Annotated in this window: 17 protein-coding genes; 5 read left to right on the forward strand and 12 right to left on the reverse strand. The window is 71.9% G+C overall.

The window, feature by feature from the left end:
- The first annotated feature begins 45 nt into the window (after positions 1-45).
- Positions 46-456 (forward strand): RidA family protein, encoded by a 411-nt coding sequence (locus IEY91_RS09610; protein ID WP_164326765.1) that lies wholly within the window; start codon positions 46-48, stop codon positions 454-456.
- A gap of 21 nt (positions 457-477) precedes the next feature.
- Here IEY91_RS09610 and IEY91_RS09615 read toward each other — a convergent pair whose 3' ends face one another.
- Positions 478-1,272 (reverse strand): SDR family NAD(P)-dependent oxidoreductase, encoded by a 795-nt coding sequence (locus IEY91_RS09615; protein ID WP_189173620.1) that lies wholly within the window; start codon positions 1,270-1,272, stop codon positions 478-480.
- Positions 1,273-1,316: 44 nt separating this feature from the next.
- A complete protein-coding gene (gene speB / locus IEY91_RS09620; protein ID WP_229696830.1) occupies positions 1,317-2,387 on the reverse strand; it encodes an agmatinase in 1,071 nt (356 codons plus the stop codon).
- A 433-nt stretch (positions 2,388-2,820) separates the two neighbouring features.
- Between speB and IEY91_RS41690 the strand changes: the two genes are divergently transcribed.
- From IEY91_RS41690 to ulaA, 3 genes are read left to right on the forward strand one after another with little or no spacing between them, the layout of a single operon-like run.
- The gene (locus IEY91_RS41690; RefSeq protein ID WP_229696831.1) at positions 2,821-3,291 is read left to right on the forward strand and encodes an ArsR/SmtB family transcription factor; all 471 of its coding nucleotides are present in this window, start codon (positions 2,821-2,823) and stop codon (positions 3,289-3,291) included.
- Between the two features lie 13 nt (positions 3,292-3,304).
- Complete coding sequence (locus tag IEY91_RS09630; RefSeq protein ID WP_189173621.1) at positions 3,305-4,108, forward strand: PTS sugar transporter subunit IIAB; 804 nt, start codon at positions 3,305-3,307, stop codon at positions 4,106-4,108.
- Positions 4,109-4,126: 18 nt separating this feature from the next.
- A complete protein-coding gene (ulaA, locus tag IEY91_RS09635) occupies positions 4,127-5,695 on the forward strand; it encodes a PTS ascorbate transporter subunit IIC (RefSeq protein WP_189173622.1) in 1,569 nt (522 codons plus the stop codon).
- A 31-nt stretch (positions 5,696-5,726) separates the two neighbouring features.
- On the opposite strand, the gene IEY91_RS09640 is transcribed toward ulaA, so the two are convergent.
- The 6 genes from IEY91_RS09640 to IEY91_RS09665 are packed head-to-tail and all read right to left on the reverse strand — an operon-like array spanning position 5,727 to position 11,485.
- On the reverse strand, positions 5,727-6,188 hold the full coding sequence (locus IEY91_RS09640) for an ester cyclase (protein ID WP_189173623.1): 462 nt from the start codon (positions 6,186-6,188) through the stop codon (positions 5,727-5,729).
- A gap of 6 nt (positions 6,189-6,194) precedes the next feature.
- The gene (locus IEY91_RS09645) at positions 6,195-7,193 is read right to left on the reverse strand and encodes an ABC transporter substrate-binding protein (protein WP_189173624.1); all 999 of its coding nucleotides are present in this window, start codon (positions 7,191-7,193) and stop codon (positions 6,195-6,197) included.
- Positions 7,194-7,239: 46 nt separating this feature from the next.
- Positions 7,240-8,154 (reverse strand): ABC transporter ATP-binding protein, encoded by a 915-nt coding sequence (locus IEY91_RS09650; protein ID WP_189173625.1) that lies wholly within the window; start codon positions 8,152-8,154, stop codon positions 7,240-7,242.
- Between the two features lie 13 nt (positions 8,155-8,167).
- The gene (locus tag IEY91_RS09655) at positions 8,168-9,022 is read right to left on the reverse strand and encodes an ABC transporter permease (protein WP_189173626.1); all 855 of its coding nucleotides are present in this window, start codon (positions 9,020-9,022) and stop codon (positions 8,168-8,170) included.
- Positions 9,022-10,413, reverse strand: a complete 1,392-nt coding sequence (locus IEY91_RS09660; RefSeq protein ID WP_189173627.1) for a DoxX family membrane protein — start codon at positions 10,411-10,413, stop codon at positions 9,022-9,024. The genes IEY91_RS09655 and IEY91_RS09660 overlap by 1 nt, the downstream gene beginning before the upstream one ends.
- Position 10,414: 1 nt before the next feature.
- On the reverse strand, positions 10,415-11,485 hold the full coding sequence (locus IEY91_RS09665) for an LLM class flavin-dependent oxidoreductase (protein WP_189173628.1): 1,071 nt from the start codon (positions 11,483-11,485) through the stop codon (positions 10,415-10,417).
- A gap of 180 nt (positions 11,486-11,665) precedes the next feature.
- On the opposite strand from IEY91_RS09665, the gene IEY91_RS09670 reads away from it, so the two are divergent.
- The gene (locus IEY91_RS09670) at positions 11,666-12,430 is read left to right on the forward strand and encodes a Crp/Fnr family transcriptional regulator (protein WP_189173629.1); all 765 of its coding nucleotides are present in this window, start codon (positions 11,666-11,668) and stop codon (positions 12,428-12,430) included.
- On the opposite strand, the gene IEY91_RS09675 is transcribed toward IEY91_RS09670, so the two are convergent.
- From IEY91_RS09675 to IEY91_RS09690, 4 genes are all read right to left on the reverse strand, one after another.
- The gene (locus IEY91_RS09675) at positions 12,358-12,885 is read right to left on the reverse strand and encodes a flavin reductase family protein (RefSeq protein WP_189173630.1); all 528 of its coding nucleotides are present in this window, start codon (positions 12,883-12,885) and stop codon (positions 12,358-12,360) included. The genes IEY91_RS09670 and IEY91_RS09675 overlap by 73 nt on opposite strands.
- 241 nt (positions 12,886-13,126) lie before the next feature.
- Positions 13,127-14,062, reverse strand: a complete 936-nt coding sequence (locus IEY91_RS09680) for an AraC family transcriptional regulator (RefSeq protein ID WP_189173862.1) — start codon at positions 14,060-14,062, stop codon at positions 13,127-13,129.
- Between the two features lie 110 nt (positions 14,063-14,172).
- A complete protein-coding gene (locus IEY91_RS09685) occupies positions 14,173-15,099 on the reverse strand; it encodes an NADP-dependent oxidoreductase (RefSeq protein ID WP_189173631.1) in 927 nt (308 codons plus the stop codon).
- Between the two features lie 148 nt (positions 15,100-15,247).
- Entirely contained in the window at positions 15,248-16,063 is an 816-nt protein-coding gene (locus IEY91_RS09690; RefSeq protein WP_189173632.1) for a 2-oxo acid dehydrogenase subunit E2, read from the reverse strand.
- Position 16,064: the final 1 nt, after the last annotated feature.

The following is a 16,064-nucleotide window of genomic DNA, read 5'->3' on the forward strand; positions in this document are numbered from 1 at the left end:
GCTGCCTCGTACGGCGGGGCAGGCACGCTTCTTGAGGAGATCCGCATGACTTCATCCCCTGTCGGCGCCGAGCGAGTCCGCGTCACCGCCGACCCCGACTGGTACGACGGCGTCGGCATCTCGCTCGGCGTCCGGGTGGGGAACCTGGTGTTCACCTCCGGACAGGCCCCCATCGACGACACGGGCGCCACCGTGGGCACCGGCGACTTCGAGGCCCAGGCCCGCCAGGCGCTCGCCAACCTGTCGACGGTCCTCACCAACGCGGGCTCGAGCCTCGCCGAGGTGGTCAAGGCGACGGTGTACGTCACCGACATCACGCAGCAGGACGTCTTCGGCAAGCTGCGCGCCGAGTACTTCACCGGCACGCCGCCGCTCGCCGAGTCCTTCGTCGAGGTGTCGGCGCTTGCGAAGCCGGAGTGGATGATCGAGATCGAGGCGATCGGGTCCGTGCGGTAGCGGGGGCCGGGTGGGTTCGGCTCAGGGCAGGATCGAGTCGACGTACCCACCGTCCACGCGTACCGCACCGCCTGTGGTCGCGGAGGCGAGGGGCGAACTCAGGTAGACCACCATGTTCGCGATTTCCTCGGGCTCGATGAGCCGCTGGATCAGCGACTGGGGCCGGTGCAGACGCATGAACTCGCGCTGTGCCTCGTCCCATGCGAGGCCGCGGTCGACCAGCTCGTACACGAAGTCCTCCACACCGCCGGTGTGGGTCGGTCCCGCGATGACGGAGTTGACGGTCACGCCGGTGCCCGCGGCTTCCTTGGCGAAGCCGCGGGAGACCGAGAGCAGCGCGGTCTTGGACATGCCGTAGTGGATCATTTCGGCGGGGATGACGACGGCCGAGTCGCTGGCGATGTTCTGGATCCGGCCCCAGCCGCGCTCCTTCATCCCCGGCAGATACGCACGTGTCGTCCGCACTGCGGCGAGCACGTTGACCTCGAAGTACCGGCGCCATTCGGCGTCGGGGATGTCCATGGCGGGCATGGCTCCGAAGATGCCCAGGTTGTTGATGAGGATGTCCGTCCGCGGAAGGGCGGCGAGCACCTGCTCCAGGCCGTCGTCGGTGGTGATGTCGCCAGGTGCTGCCACCAGCTCCGCGTCGGGGGCCGCGCCGCGCAGCCGCTGGATGGCGGCGTCGACGGAGTCCTTCGTGCGCCCGTTCACCGAAACGCGCGCTCCGGCGCGGGCCAGACCCGCGGCGATCGCCGCTCCGATTCCCTGGGTCGAGCCCGTGACCAGGGCCGACTTTCCGTCGAGGTCGATCTGCACGTGGTGCCCCTTCTCTGCCGTCGTGGTGTCGAGCGGTGTTCTTGTCAGTCTCGTGGTCGGGCACGTTTGTGGGCCAGTCCGGCGAGCGTCTCCCAGATCAGCCGATGGGCGTTGTTGACCGTCAGGTCGGCGTGGTCGTACGGCGGGCAGACCTCGGTGACGTCGAGCGCGACCACGTTGGTCTCCAGGGCGATCCGGCGCACTGCTCTGAGCAGGTCGACCGGCGCGAGACCACCGGGCTCGGGTGTCCCCGTACCCGGCGCGAATCCCGGGTCAAGCACGTCGATGTCAATCGAGAGGTAGACACCGTCCGTGCCGTCGAGCGCTTCGGCGATGACATCGTTCATCACCTCCTTGATACCGCGCTCCCAGATCTCCTGCATCGTGTGATGGCGCATTCCCTGCTCGCGCAGCCACTCCTGTACGTCGGCCGGTGGCCAGTAGCCCCGAAGCCCGACCTGGACGAAGTGCCGTCCGGCGATCGCTCCGGACTCGATCAAGCGCCTCATCGGCGTGCCGTGACTGGCGAGGTTGCCGCGCAGAATGTCGGCCGTGTCGGCGTGCGCGTCAAAATGGATCATCCCGATTCGACCGTGCCCGTAGTGCGCGCCGACCGCCGTCCCGCTCGGCCACGTCACGGAGTGGTCGCCTCCCACCACGACGGGCACTATGCCGCGGCCGACCACGTCGGACACCCGGCGCTGGATGGCGGCGCGCGACGGTTCCCACATGCCGGGCGAGACGATCGCGTCGCCGTAGTCGACGACGTCGAGGTGGTCGAAGATCTCGATCTGCAGATCGAGGTGGTAACTGCCCGCGTCGTAGGCATTGGCACGCAGCGCCCGGGGGCCGAAACGAGCGCCTGGGCGGTTGGTCGTGTTGTCGTCCCACGGCGCGCCGATCACGGCCACGTCAGGCTTCCACTCGTCGAGTTGCTCCGGTTCGGTCAGGTGGGGGCGCAGTCCGAACGTCGGCACACCCATGTACGAGGACGAATCGAGCTGGGCCCGCATGCCGGGCGGAAGAGCCGGACGATGATCGGTCGGCGCGGCGTCGACGTCACGAGCCGCGCCCGTGCCGATCGCCGTGTGCCGGCTCTGGGTTTCGTGTGTCATGCGGTGAAGTCCACTGCGGCGCCGTGGTGGCGGGCAATCGATGTAGCGTATGGCTTAATGATCAGCTTTGTGCTCGGTGTCGAGGACCTGGCCGACACCCGCTTCCCGACTTCCTGACCCCGCGCCCCACCCGATTCGCCCCGGCCTTCGAGGACGAACTGGCCGTCGCCCGCCAGGCTTCCCCCGATCTGATCCGCCGCGACCTGCTGGCCACCCACGCGCCGGGCCCGCTCCCCGAGGCTCTGCACGACGCCACCGCCATCGACGACGCGAGGGTCGTCGGACTCTGCGACACCATCTGCGAACTCCTGGCTCGGTACTGGGAACTGGCCATCAAGCCGATGTGGCCGCGGATGCGACTCACGCTGGAACCGACACGACCTACCGCGCGCGGCAACTGGCCACAGGAGGCGCACGCCTGCTCTTCACCGACATGCATGCGAACATGCGCTGGCACGACGGTGTGCTGCACATCGACGGGGTGATCAGCGCGCACCGCACCATGGCCTCCGGCCGGGGGCTGCTGCTGATCCCGTCCGTGTTCGCCCACAAGCCGGCACCCCCCATTCACCAGGACGATCCACCGGTGCTCGCGTACCCCAGCCGTGCGGTGGGGACCCTCTGGACCCCGCCGCCGGCGCCCGACGCGACGGCTCTGGCCGATCTGCTCGGCGCACCCAGAGCCACACTGCTGCGCGTCCTCGAAGAGCCGCTGGCGACGACGGAGCTTGCCCGCCGCCTCGGCGTCACCCCCAGCGCCGTGTCCCAGCACCTTCGCGTGCTGTACGCCACGGGCCTGGTCACCCGGGCGCGCCATGGTCGGCAGGTCCTCTACCGCCGTAGTTCTCTCGGCGACCAACTGGCCCACCGGCCGGCAGAAGCGGCCGTGTCCCGCGGCCTGTGAAACGATCAAGCGCATGGTGTCTGTGAGCGATCTCCTGCCCGTCGAGGCGATCCGCCTCGACGTGTCCGCCGAGGACTGGCGTGCCGCGATCGGCGCCGCGGGCGAGCTGCTCGTGGCGACGGGCAGCAGCACGGACACGTACACCGCGGAGATGATCCGGACCGTGGTGGACAGCGGTCCCTATATCGTCGTCGCGCCCGGTTTCGCGTTCGCGCACGCGCGGCCCTCGCCCGCGGTGCTGCGGACCGGCATGTCCTGGGTGCGGCTCGCGCGGCCTGTGGAGTTCGGGCACGAGACGAACGACCCGGTCGACCTGGTCGTGGCGCTCGCCGCGAAGGACGCCTCCGCGCACACCGAGGCGATGGCGTCCCTGGCCCGGCTGCTTGCCGACCCCGAGACGGGGCGGGCGCTGCGCGAGGCGTCGACGCCGGCGGCGGTGCATGCGCTGTTGGCGGGGGAGCGGCCGCCCGCCGGGGCAGCGGAGCCGGCGGGGTCGGCCGGGGAGGCCGGGCCCGCGGCCGCCGGGCCCGCCGTGCACAAGATCCTGACCGTGTGCGGCAACGGCCTCGGCACCAGCCTCTTCCTCAAGAACACCCTGGAGCAGGTCCTCGACCGCTGGGGCTGGAGCCGGTACGTGACCGTCGAGGCCACGGACACCATCTCCGCCAAGGGCAAGGCCTCCGAGGCCGTCGCCATCCTCACGTCCCGGGAGATCGCCAAGACCCTCGGTGACGTCGGCGTACCCGTGAAAGTGGTCGACGACTTCACCTCCACCACCGAGGCCGACCGTGTCCTGCGGGACACGTACGACGTCTAGAAAGAGGGGGCAGAGCCCGTGGACTGGCTGGTATCCGCAGCGAAGTTCCTGGTCAACGAAATCCTCAGCCAGCCCGCGTATCTGATCGGGCTCATCACGGCCGCGGGCCTGATCGCGCTGCGCAAGTCGGCGGGCCAGGTCCTCGGCGGCGCGATCAAGGCGACGCTCGGGTTCCTGCTCATCGGCGCGGGCGCCGGCCTCGTCGTGGCCGCGCTCGCCCCGCTCGGCGAGATGATCCAGGGCGCCACGGGCGCGCACGGCGTGATCCCGACGAACGAGGCCATCGTCGGCATCGCCCAGGCCGAGTACGGCTCGCGCGTCGCCTGGCTGATGATCCTCGGCTTCGCCGTGAGCCTGGTCCTCGCCCGCTTCACACCGCTGCGCTACGTCTTCCTGACCGGCCACCACATGCTGTTCATGGCCACGCTCCTCACGATGGTGCTCGCGACGGCCGGGCAGCGCTCGTGGGTCGTGGTCGTCGTCGGCGGTGTCCTGCTCGGGATCATGCTGGTGGCGATGCCCGCGTTCGCGCACCCCTGGACGAAGCGCGTCACCGGCAACAACACCGTGGCGATCGGTCACTTCGGCACGGCGGGGTACGTCGTCGCGGGCGCGACCGGGCAGGTGGTGGGCCGCCGCAGCCGCTCCACGGAGGACATGAAGCTCCCCGAGGGCCTGCGCTTCCTGCGGGACTCGATGGTGGCCACGGCCTTGTCCATGGTCCTCATCTACCTGATCATGTCGCTCGTGTTCCTCGCCAAGGTCGGCAAGGAGAGCGCGTTCAAGGCGTTCGCCGTCGACGGGGGTCCCGCGGCGCCCGACGTCGGCGCGTACGTCATGCAATCGGTCATGCAGGGACTGCAGTTCGGCATCGCCGTCGCGGTGATCCTCTTCGGCGTCCGTACGATCCTCGGCGAGCTGGTGCCCGCGTTCCAGGGCATCGCGAACCGCGTCGTGCCCGGCGCGGTGCCGTCCCTGGACGCGCCCATCGTCTTCCCGTACGCCCAGAACGCCGTCCTCATCGGCTTCATCTCGAGCTTCATCGGCGGCCTGGTCAGCCTCGGCCTGCTCGCCTGGATCTTCGAGCCCGCCTTCGGCCTCGCGCTCGTCCTGCCCGGCCTCGTGCCCCACTTCTTCACGGGCGGCGCGGCCGGGGTCTACGGGAACGCGACGGGTGGCCGTCGCGGCGCCGTGCTCGGCGCGTTCCTCAACGGCGTGCTCATCACCTTCCTGCCCGCCCTGCTCCTGAAGGTCCTCGGCGCCTTCGGCAAGGAGAACACGACGTTCGGCGACGCGGACTTCGGCTGGTTCGGCTCCCTCGTCGGCAACGCCGCGAAGGCGGGCGCCGTGGGCGGCGCCGTCCTCATGCTCCTCATCGGCGCCGTGATCCTGGCCGCCGCGATCGTCGTGCAGAAGCGCGTCGTGGAGACGGGCTGGGACCCGGGCGCCCGCCGCGACGCCCTGATGCCGCGTACGGACGGGCCGTCCCCCGCCGACTCCGACGCCGCCCCTTCCGGCACACACGCGAAGATCGCCCCGCCACCGGGCGCGCCGACGCCTCCGCCGCCGCCCGACGAGAACGGCTGACACCGCCGCGGCCGGATCTGTGAGGGCCGTGTCAAGTGCCCCCGAAAACGCCGAGCCCCAGCGTCTCCGCCAGGCCGTACTCGTCGGCGAAGAACCAGGCCTCGACGACCTTGCCGTCCGTGAGGCGCCAGATGCCCAGCTCCAGGGTTTCCAGAGGCTTTCCTGTGGGGGCGATGCCGAAGAGGGGGCCCGTGTGGGTGCCCCGGATCGTCCAGATCGCCCAGACGCGGTCGTGCTTGGCGACGATGTCCTCGATGTGGTCGTGGCGGTCGGCGATGGAGTCCGCGGTGTAGCCGCTGCCGTCGGTGAAGCCGCCGCGGGACGCCAGGTGGGCCATGCCGTGGCGGTGCACCCGGCAGCCGGGGGCCAGGAACGCGCGGCGGCCCTCGACCGTGGCGCGTCTGAGGGCGAGGATCGTCGCGAGGTTGCGGCGCTCCTCGGGGGTGTGGATGGGGGCCGGGCCGGCGGCCGTGCGGCTGACGAGTGAGGGCATGCGGGGCTACCTTCCGTCGGCGAAGTAGCCGGAGACGTCGATCGGTTCGTCGGCCAGGCCGTACGCGCGCATCGCCTTGGCGACCCGGCCGACCAGCGGGCGGACGGTGGCCGCGTCCTGGTTCTCCAGGTAGCGGTTGATGACGACGTCGGCGGCGACGTCGGCGTCCGTGCCGGTGAAGGTGGGGAGCAGTTCGCGGACCTCTTCGGGGTGGGTGTTGGCGTACCGCGTCGCCTTGGAGAGGGCCGTGCGGAAGGCGGTGATCTCCTTGGGGTGGGCCTTGGCGAAGGCGGAGGTGACCAGGTAGCCGCCCACGGGGTAGCCCTTCAGGTCGCCGCTGTCGGTGTCGAAGACGGAGCGGGCGCCGAGTTTCTGGATCATCTGGGTGCGGAAGGGCTCGCTGGTGCAGGTCGCCGCGACCTCGCCGGACGACAGCACGTTGGCGTGCTCGGGCGGCGAGACGGGCGTGAACGTGATGGTGTCGGTGGGCAGCCCCTGCGCCTTCAGCGCCGAGCGGACGTTGAGGATGCAGACCGTGGTCGGGGCGAGGACGGCGAGCTTCTTGCCCTTGAGGTCGGCGAGTTCGCGGGCGGAGGACTTCTTGGAGACGAGGACCTGCTGATTGCCGTGCCTCGCGGTGTCGGTGATGGCGACCAGGCTGACGCCCATGCCTTTGCTGTACGCGGTGAGGCCGCCGACCGTGTTCGCCCACGCCATGTTCACCTGCCCGCCGACGATCGCCTCGATGGTGCTGCCCGAACCGAGGTCGGGCTCGGCCTTCACGCTCAGGCCCGCCTCCTTGAAGTAGCCCTTCTTGAGGGCGATGTGGAGCGGGACGTTGCTGACGTTGGTGGGGTAGGTGACGCTGATCTCGGACCGTCCTGCGCTGTCCTTCGCGACCTTGGCCCCGGTGTCCCCGGAGCCGCCGCACGCGGCGAGCAGGCCGAGCGCGCACGCCGCGGCCGTACCGGAGAGGGCGGGGGTCGAGCGGTGGTGCGGGGGCATGGGTGTCCCTTTCTGCGGTCGGCCCGTCGGCCGCCGCGGGTCTGCGTCAGCCGTTCGCCGTGGCGGGCTGGGGGCTGGGGGCGTCGGAGTCGGAGGGGCCGGGCCGGGCGTCGGCCGGAGTGTTCGCGTCGGGACCCGCGGCCCCGCCGACCCCGTCCGCCTCGCCCGACGCCGCGCGGATGTGCTGCGCGACCAGGCTCCGCTGCCGCACGAACTCCGGCAGCGACCGCGTCGTGATCTGGTCGCGTACGACGGGCAGTTCGACGTCCATCTCGGTGAGGACACCGCCGGGGGAGCGGCGCAGCACGAGGACCCGGTCCGCGAGGTACACGGACTCGTCGATGTCGTGCGTGACGAACAGGATCGTCATCCCGGACTCCTGGTGGACCCGCCGGGTCAGGTCCTCCAGGCCCGCCCGGGTCTGCGCGTCCACGGAGGCGAACGGCTCGTCCATCAGCAGGACCCGCGGCCGGTACGCCAGCGCGCGGGCGATCGCCACGCGCTGCTGCATGCCGCCGGAAAGCTGCCACGGATACCGGTCGGCCTTGTCCGCGAGCCCCACCGACTCCAGGGCCCGGGCCACCCGCTCCCTGCGCTCGGCCGTGCGCAGGCCAAGGGAGCGCAGCGGGAAGTCGACGTTGCGGCCCACCCGCATCCACGGGAACAGGGACCGGCTGTAGTCCTGGAAGACGACGGCGAGCCCGTCCGGAACGCCGTCGGCCACCTGCCCGAGCACCCGCGCCGTCCCGGAGGTCGCGGGCATCAGCCCGGCGACGCACTTCAGCAGGGTGGTCTTGCCGCAGCCCGACGGGCCCACGACGGAGAGCAGTTCGCCCTCCGCCACTTCGAAGGAGACCCCGCGCAGGGCGGTCTGCGCCGACGCCCCCTTTCCGTACTCCTTGGTGAGGTCCCTGACTTCGACTGCGCTCACGGTCGTCCCTTCTGTCGGACCCGGGGGCATGGCGGGCACCGGCTCAGCCGCGTGCGGAGAGATGACGGTGCCAGCGCAGCAGCCGCTTCTCGGCCGCCACGAACAGCAGGTTGAGCAGATAGCCGACGAGGCCGAGCAGCACGATGGCCGCCCACATGTCGAGGATGTCGAAGGTGCGCTGCGCGGTGATCAGGAAGTTCCCGAGACCGCTGTCGGCCAGCAGCCACTCGGACAGGACCATGAGGATCAGGGAGAGCGACAGCGTGATGCGCAGCCCCGCGGCGATCTTGGGCAGCGTGGCCGGGATGATGATGCGGACCAGTTGGACGCGCACCGGAATGTGGAAGGCGCGGGCGGTCTCGCGCTGCACCGGCTCGACGGTCCGTACGCCCTGCAGGGTGTTGAGCAGTACCGGCCAGGTGCAGCCGAACGCGATGAGCCCGACCCTCATCAGGTCGCCCGCGCCGAAGACCAGCAGGAACACCGGCACGATCGCCGGTTTCGGCAGGGAGCGCAGGAAGTCGACGGGCGGGTCGATGTATCCGGCGGCCCGCTTCCACTGCCCGGCCACCAGACCGAGCAGCACACCGGCGGCCCCGCCGAGCGCCCAGCCGCCGAGCGCCCGTAGCAGACTGGGCCCGGCGTCCCGCAGGAACCGATCGGTGAGCACACCGTCGCCGAGCGGCGCGGAGAACCACAACTCCCTTACGCGTACGGCGATGTCGAAGGGCGTGGGGAAGTAGGGCGACTGCTCGGCGGCCGCGGCCCACTGCCACAGCAGCACGGCGACCAGGGCCGGGACGACGCGGATCAGTACCCCGCCGACGATGCCCATGACGCGGCGTACGACGTGCTCGGGAAGGCGGGCCGCAGCGGCGGCCGAGGACAGGACAGCCATCACGACGCCTCCCTGGTGCCCCAGCCCGTCAGGCGCCTGGAGGCGGCGCTCGTCAGGGAGTTGAGCAGGAAGCCGAGGAGGCCCGCGACGGTCACGGCCGCGAAGACCCGGTCCGCGTGGAAGCCCGCGTGGGTCGCGGCGAGGACGGTGTGCCCGATGCCGTGCTGCGTGCCCACGGCGATCTCCGAGGCCACGGCCACGGTAAGGCCGGTGGACAGGGCCAGGCGCAGGCCGGTGAGGATCAGCGGCAGCGCGCCGGGCAGGACCACGCGCCACCAGGTGGCGAGCGTTCCGACGCGGAAGCTGCGGGCGGTCTCCACGGCCACCCGGTCCGCGCCCCGTACGCCGTACATGGTGTTGAAGAGCATCGGCCACGTGGTGACGAAGGCGACGAGCGTCGCCTCCATGCGCAGGCCCTGGCCGAGGACCAGAACGAGCAGCGGGATGATGGCGATCCCCGGCACCGAGCGCAGCGACTCCACGATGGGCGTCAACGCCTTGGTGAGCAGCGCGTACGAGCCGAGCAGCAGCCCCGCGGGCACGGCGACCGCGCAGGCCAGACCGACGCCGGTGAGCACGGCGCGCAGCGTGTGTGCCACCTCGCCGAGGAACTCCGGATCGACCAGCATGCGCGCGGCCTCCGGCAGGATCACGCTGGACGGCGGCAGGAGTTGACGGTCGATCAGGCCGAGCCGCGCGAAGCCCTCGAAGCCCAGGGCGAGGACGGCGGCGCCGACGAGGCCGCGCCCGAAGGGGGCGAGACGCCTGCGCGCGGCGGAGACCAGGCGGGCCGAGGCGCCCCCGTCCGGCCGTTGTTGTGGCGCGGCGGAGGCATCCTCGCGTTCGTTCACCGCTCGCGTACCACCGATGTCGCCCGGGGAGCCTGCTCCTCCGCCCCGCCGCCGGGACGCCGACACGGCCACCCCGCACAACACCCCCGCCGCGACCGAACCCCACCCCCACCCGCTGAAGTCCCCTCGTATGCCGAAGAGTTCATCGAAGGACCAGGCGCCGGGCCCCGCCAGCGCGACGCAACACGCGGCCGCGAGGAGCACCAGCTCGTACTCGAATCCACCGTGCTTGCGCGAGAGGCCGCCGCGCATATGCAGCAGCAGGATGTTGACGAACGTGCCGATGAGCGCGGCGGTGGCGAGCGGGGTGAGGGCGCCGAGGGCGAGGAGCACGCCGCCCGCCGTCTCCGACAGGCCCGCGACCGCGGCCATCACGCGCGGCGGCCGGTAGCCGACGCGGGCGAAGAACGCGGCCGCACCGTCCAGGCCTTCGGCTCCCCACCAGCCGAAGAGCTTCTCGGTGCCGTGATAGACGATGATCACGGCGACGGCGAGGCGGAGGGCGAGCAGCCCCGCGTCGACGGCGGACGACGAGTCCATGTCAGCCCCGGCCTGCGGTGAACGCGGGCAGGACCTCGTCGATGAACAGGCGCAAGGACCGGTCGGACGTATCGGCGTCCATGAAGCCGTAGTTGAACAGCAGGCCCATGTGCCGGACACCGGCGTCCTCGTACGTACGGATCTGCGCGCGCACCGAATCCGGGTCGCCGACGAGCATGGCGTGTTCGAGGAAGGCGTCGGGGGCCTGCGGGGACACGCCGACCACGCTCTTCATGTGCTCGGCGTCGCGCGGATTCCGTACCGCGCCGAAGCTGCGGCGCTGGCTCTCGCCCATGAGGACGAGCCGGTCACGGGTCTCGCGCTCGGCGCCCTCGGCGGAGGCGGTGACGTACACCTGCTTCTGGACCATGCTCCAGTCGAGCCGCTCCCGCACCTCGGCCTCGGTGAGGGCGGTCCCGCGCAGCGCCTCCTCGTACAGCCGCCAGCGGGCGGCGAGCCGTTCGGGCTTCTCGCGGGCGGAGAACAGGTACCAGCCCCTGCGCCCGGTCCACCGCGCGCCGTCGTCGCTCTGGGTGGCGCGGGCGAAGGGCGGCGCGGCGCGGTGGTACGCGGACGGCATGATCCGGGTGTGCAGGGTGCCGTGCTCGAAGGCGCTCTTCCACTCCAGGGGCGGATCGTCGGGGCGTTTGGCGAGGGCCGCCTCGAGGATGTCCAGGTTCTGCGTGAGCTGCGCGTGTCGCTCGCCCGGGTCGCGCCCCATGCCCGCGTACTCCACGGGCGAGCCGCCCGCCGCGAACCCGACGATCAGCTCGCCCCGGGTGAGGATGTCGAGCAGATTGCACTGCTGCGCGAGCCGCAGCGGGTTGTGCAGCGGCGGCACGGCCACGGCCAGGCTGAACTTGACGCCCTCGCGGACCCGGGGCGCGAGATGCGCCGCGTACATGAAGTTGTCGCCGTAGGTGTTGTAGCCGGAGAAGTGGTGCTCGGTGAGGACCACGCCGTCGAAGCCGGCGTCGGTGGCCTCCACGGCCTGGCGGGTCAGGGTCTCGATGATGCCCACGTCCTCGTGCGGGCCGCGGGTCTGGGCGTTGAGGTAGATCGAGAAGCGCATGCGGGGCTCCTTCGGAGCGGTCGGGCCGCCTGCCTACTGGGGCCACTGGGCCCCCGGGTCCGCCGGACCTGCCGAGTGACGAGCAGTTTTGTGAGGGTGTCCGGTGGCGGTCAATGTGGTTGTGGAGTTCGTAACGTGGGGGCGCGGCGGGGTGGTGGGGCGGGCAGAGGAGGGGTGACGATGCGGGATGTGGCGGAGGCGGAAACACCGGTGTGGGCGGGCGAGTTGAGGATTTCCGGCCTGTCGTCGGGCGCTTCGCGCCGCCTCGCCGCTGCCGCGCGGCGCCTCCAAGTACCCCGGGACGCCGTGGTGTTCGGGCCGGGCGATCCCGGTGACGCGCTGTTCGTTGTCGTACGTGGCCGAGTGCGGCTCGAACGCCGGGCCGAGGGTGCCCGGGAGTTCGCCCCGGCGCTCCTTGGACCCGGCGACGTGTTCGGCGAGCTGACGGTGTTCGACCCCTCGCCGCGCGGCGCCACGGCCCGCGCCCTGACCGGGACGGAGCTGCTGTGCGTCGGCTCGGCGCGGCTGCGCGCCGTCCTCGCCGCGGAGCCGGACGCGGCCTGGCAACTGCTCGGGCTGCTGGCCCGCAGACTGCGCGGCGCGCACGCCGCGACCGAGACGCTCCTTGCCGCCGACCTGCCGACCCGCCTGGCCAGAACCCTCCTGGAACTCTCGGCCCGCTTCGGCGAGCGGACGGAGGCCGGGCTCCTCGTACGGCACGGGCTCACCCAGTCCCAGCTCGCTCTGCATGCCGGGGTCTCGCGGGGAAGCGTGAACCGGGTGCTGACCGGGTTCGCCGAGCGGCGCCTTGTGCGGGTGGAGAGCCGGGCGGTGCTGATCACCGATGAGGGAGGGCTGCGGGCGCAGGCCCGTCAAGGGCCGGGCGGATCCGGCTGGTCGGGTGCGGAGAGTGGCTCCTCGGGCTCCGGGGGGAAGCCCGCGTAGCGCCTGCGGTGGTAGAGGAGCGGCGCGGTGCCGGGCCGGTGGTCGCCTTCGACGACCAGGCCGATGGCGACGGTGTGGTCGCCTCCGTCCACGGTGCGCAACAGCTCGCACGAGACGTACGCGACCGTGCCCTCGGTCAGGACCGGCGTGCCGTTGTGCGCGGGCCTCCAGGCGACGCCGGTGAACTTGTCCGGGCCCTGCCGCGAGAAGCGGCGGGACAGGGCCGTGGCGTCGGCCGCGAGGACGTTCACGCAGAACGCGCCATGCACGAGGACGGCGGCCAGCGTGTGGGACTCCTTGCCCATGCAGACCAGCATCAGCGGCGGCTCGCACGACAGGGAGCAGACCGCGCCGGACGTCATGCCCGCCGGTGCGCCACTGACGCCCAGGCTGGTGACGACGCAGACTCCGGTGGGGAGCGCGGCGGCGAGCGGGCGGAACAGGTCGGGGGGCACGGGGGGTACGCCGCGGCGCCCGTCGTGCGCTGCGGTCGGCGGAGGCTGGGAGGGGGCGTTCGGCACCGGGGCCTCCAGGGAGGGGCGGGGAGCGGGTGGGTGCCTTCAGCGTGCTGGGGTGAGCGGGGTCGGGGGTCGGGGGTGTGGAACACGCAACAGCCCGCGGGCGTGAACTGTGCGTGAGCGCACGGGAGTTCGTCCTGCGGGCGGGTCCTCACGCGGCGCTGCTGCGGGCGGGTCCTCACGCGGCGCGGGACCGGCGGCGATAGCCGCCGGGGGCCTGCCCGTACTCGCGCTTGAAGGCCTTCGCGAAGGCGTACTCGGAGCCGTAGCCGGTGTGCGCGGCGACCGTGGTCAGCGGGGCCTCGGACTCGCGCAGGAGCTTGGCGGCGCTGGTCATGCGCCAGCGGGTCAGGTAGGCCATGGGCGGTTCGCCGACGAGGGTGGTGAAGCGGCGGGCGAAGGCCGCACGCGAAAGACCCGCCCGGTCGGCGAGCGACTCCACGGTCCACTGGGCCGAGGGGGCCTCGTGAATGGCGGCAAGGGCCGGCGCGACCGCGGAGTCACCCAGCGCGGCGGCCCAGCCCGCGGCGGCTGCCTGAGGCTGGTCGTCGAGCCAGGCGCGCAGGATGTAGAGGAGCAGGGAGTCGATGAGCGCCGGGACGATGCCGGCCGAGCCGACGCGGGGGTTGTCCAGCTCCGCGCGGAGGAGCTGGACCGCCGCGCTCAGCTCGGGGTGCCTGCCCTGTCCGGTGGGCAGGTGGATGACCTCGGGGAGCTGGCGCACGAGCGGGTGCGGGCGGCCCTGGTCGAGGTGGTAGTTGCCGCACAACAGGCTGGTGCGGGCGCCGTCGCCGCCGAGGGTGACGGTGCCGATCGGTGAACTCGGCCGGTACTGCTCGGGCTGCTCCTCCTCGGCCGGGGTGGAGGGGTGGTCGGCGAGGATGTGGCCCCGGCCGTCACGCAGGAAGATCACGTCGCCGGGGCTCAGCGCGACCGGCTCCGCGTCGGGCGCTTCCTCCAGCGGGATGAGCCAGCACGTTCCGTGCAGCACCACGTGGAATCCGGCGCCCGCGACCGGAGGGAGGCGCAGGCCCCAGGGGGCGCGGCCCTCGGTGCGGACGGACGTGGGGTGCCCCGTCCGCATCGAGCCCAGCGCCTCGGTCAGGATGTCCAACACCCTCGCCTCCCCCGTGTGGCCAACGCCTTCCCCCTCTTCCCGCACTTCCGGTTCCCGGCTTCCGGGTCCTCCGGTCCGGGTCCCCGCCCGCAACCCTAAGCCGCCGCTCAGGCGACGGTGAGGACGACCTTGCCCCGGACGTTGCCGGTCCCGACCAGCTCGTGGGCCTTGGCGGCGTCGGCGAGCGGGAACGTCTCGGCGACGTGCGGACGGATGCGGCCCGCGTCGACAAGCGCGGCGATGGCCTCGAGGGAGGCGTAGTCGGGCTCGACGGAGACCCCGGCGAAGTGCCGCCCCGCGGCCTCCACCTGGGCGGCGAGCTCCTGGTTCCCGTGCTCCATGATGCTGACGAGGACACCGCCGGGCCGCAGTACCTGAAGGGAACGCGTGCCCTCGGAGGAGGAGTCGAAGACGGCGTCGACGTCGCGTACCGCCTCGGTGTAGTCGGTGGTCCGGTAGTCGATGACCTCGTCGGCGCCCAAGCCGCGTACGAAGTCGTGCTTCGGCTCGCTCGCCAGGGCGATGACGTGGGCTCCCCGGGCCTTCGCGATCTGGACGGCGAAGTGGCCGACGCCGCCTGCCGCGCGGTGGATCAACACCCGCTGCCCCTCGGTGAGCCGGGCCGCGTCGACCAGGCCCTGCCAGGCGGTGAGGGCGGCGAGGGGGACGGCGGCGGCGTGCACGTGATCGAGCGTGGCGGGCTTGCGGGCCACCTGCCGTGAGGGAACAGCGACGTAATCGGCGTACCCGGTGGCGGCGCGGGGGAAGAACGGCATGCCGTAGACCTCGTCGCCCGGCTTGAACCGGGCTCCGGGGCCGGCTTCCTCGACGACGCCGGAGATGTCCCAGCCGACACCGAACGGCGGCTCGCCGAGCAGTGGGTACGCACCCGAACGCACGGCCACGTCCACCGGGTTGACCCCGCTCGCATGGACACGGACGAGTACTTCGCCGCCGAGCGGGCTCGGACGCTCGGCCTCCACGGTCTCGAGGACCTCGGGCCCGCCGAAGGACTTCTGGATGACAGCACGCATGGGAGGACTTCCTCTCGGTTCGTCCGGCTCCTCGTCGGGCCGGTTCTTGATGCCTCAACCCTAGGAAGATCCAACGAGCCGATGAATATCCTTCAGTCTCCAAAAGATGTCTCAGCGTCTTGTCGGCGGTGCGGCGGTGCGGCGGTGGTCACAGGAGGAGACGCGTCGGCTGCTCCAGGAGCGAGGTGAACTCCCGCATCCACCGGGCCGCCACCGCCCCGTCCACCAGGCGGTGGTCCACGGACAGAGTCGCGCGGAGTACCGGCTCGGCCCGCACTTGGCCGTCCACGACGACGGCCTCGTCCCGGGAGGCGCCCACAGCGAGGCTCGCCGCGTGCGGAGGATTGACGACGGCGGCGAACTCCTCGGTGCCGTACGCGCCGAGGTTGATCAACGCCAGGGTGCCGCCCACGAGTTCCTGCGGGTCCAGCCGACCGGTGCGGGCGCGGGCGGCGAGGTCGGCGGCGGTCTCGGCGAGGGCGGTCAGCGACAGCCGGTCGGCCGCGCGCAGCACGGGCGTGACGAGTCCGCGCTCCGTCGCCACGGCGATCGCCACGTCCACGCTGTCGTACGCGGGCACCGCGCGGTGGGCCAGAGCGGCCGCCTTGAGGAGGAGATCGTTGACGGTGATGTGTGCGGTGCCCTCCCGGCCGGTGTACTCGTTCAGGCGGCGTCGCAGCGCGAGGAGTTCGCCGACGCGGGCGGAGCCGCGCAAGTGGAAATGGGGTACGAAGTGCTTGCTGTCGATGGACTCCCCGCGCCCGACCGCCCCCTCTCCACGTGCGACAGCCGCCACCACATCACGCCGTACGACCCGCCCTCCCGGCCCCGTGCCGGGAATCCCCTCGGGCGAGAGCCCGGCCTCGCGGGCGAGGCGCCGGGCGAGCGGACTGCTGAAGACCCTGCGGTCCGCGGCGGCGCCGGGCACATCCGCCACCGCGGCAGCACCGTACGCGCGTGTCATC

It is taken from the genome of Streptomyces lasiicapitis (assembly GCF_014646335.1).
GTDB classification, from domain to species: domain Bacteria; phylum Actinomycetota; class Actinomycetes; order Streptomycetales; family Streptomycetaceae; genus Streptomyces; species Streptomyces lasiicapitis.

What these genes read in the sequence shown, in the direction of transcription:
- IEY91_RS09610 (WP_164326765.1), top strand. Translation starts at nt 46, where the DNA reads ATGACTTCATCCCCTGTCGGCGCCGAGCGAGTCCGCGTCACCGCCGAC.
- speB (WP_229696830.1), bottom strand. Translation starts at nt 2,387, where the DNA reads ATGACACACGAAACCCAGAGCCGGCACACGGCGATCGGCACGGGCGCG.
- IEY91_RS41690 (WP_229696831.1), top strand. Translation starts at nt 2,821, where the DNA reads ATGCATGCGAACATGCGCTGGCACGACGGTGTGCTGCACATCGACGGG.
- IEY91_RS09630 (WP_189173621.1), top strand. Translation starts at nt 3,305, where the DNA reads ATGGTGTCTGTGAGCGATCTCCTGCCCGTCGAGGCGATCCGCCTCGAC.
- IEY91_RS09640 (WP_189173623.1), bottom strand. Translation starts at nt 6,188, where the DNA reads ATGCCCTCACTCGTCAGCCGCACGGCCGCCGGCCCGGCCCCCATCCAC.
- IEY91_RS09645 (WP_189173624.1), bottom strand. Translation starts at nt 7,193, where the DNA reads ATGCCCCCGCACCACCGCTCGACCCCCGCCCTCTCCGGTACGGCCGCG.
- IEY91_RS09650 (WP_189173625.1), bottom strand. Translation starts at nt 8,154, where the DNA reads ATGCCCCCGGGTCCGACAGAAGGGACGACCGTGAGCGCAGTCGAAGTC.
- IEY91_RS09655 (WP_189173626.1), bottom strand. Translation starts at nt 9,022, where the DNA reads ATGGCTGTCCTGTCCTCGGCCGCCGCTGCGGCCCGCCTTCCCGAGCAC.
- IEY91_RS09660 (WP_189173627.1), bottom strand. Translation starts at nt 10,413, where the DNA reads ATGGACTCGTCGTCCGCCGTCGACGCGGGGCTGCTCGCCCTCCGCCTC.
- IEY91_RS09665 (WP_189173628.1), bottom strand. Translation starts at nt 11,485, where the DNA reads ATGCGCTTCTCGATCTACCTCAACGCCCAGACCCGCGGCCCGCACGAG.
- IEY91_RS09670 (WP_189173629.1), top strand. Translation starts at nt 11,666, where the DNA reads ATGCGGGATGTGGCGGAGGCGGAAACACCGGTGTGGGCGGGCGAGTTG.
- IEY91_RS09685 (WP_189173631.1), bottom strand. Translation starts at nt 15,099, where the DNA reads ATGCGTGCTGTCATCCAGAAGTCCTTCGGCGGGCCCGAGGTCCTCGAG.
- IEY91_RS09690 (WP_189173632.1), bottom strand. Translation starts at nt 16,063, where the DNA reads ATGACACGCGCGTACGGTGCTGCCGCGGTGGCGGATGTGCCCGGCGCC.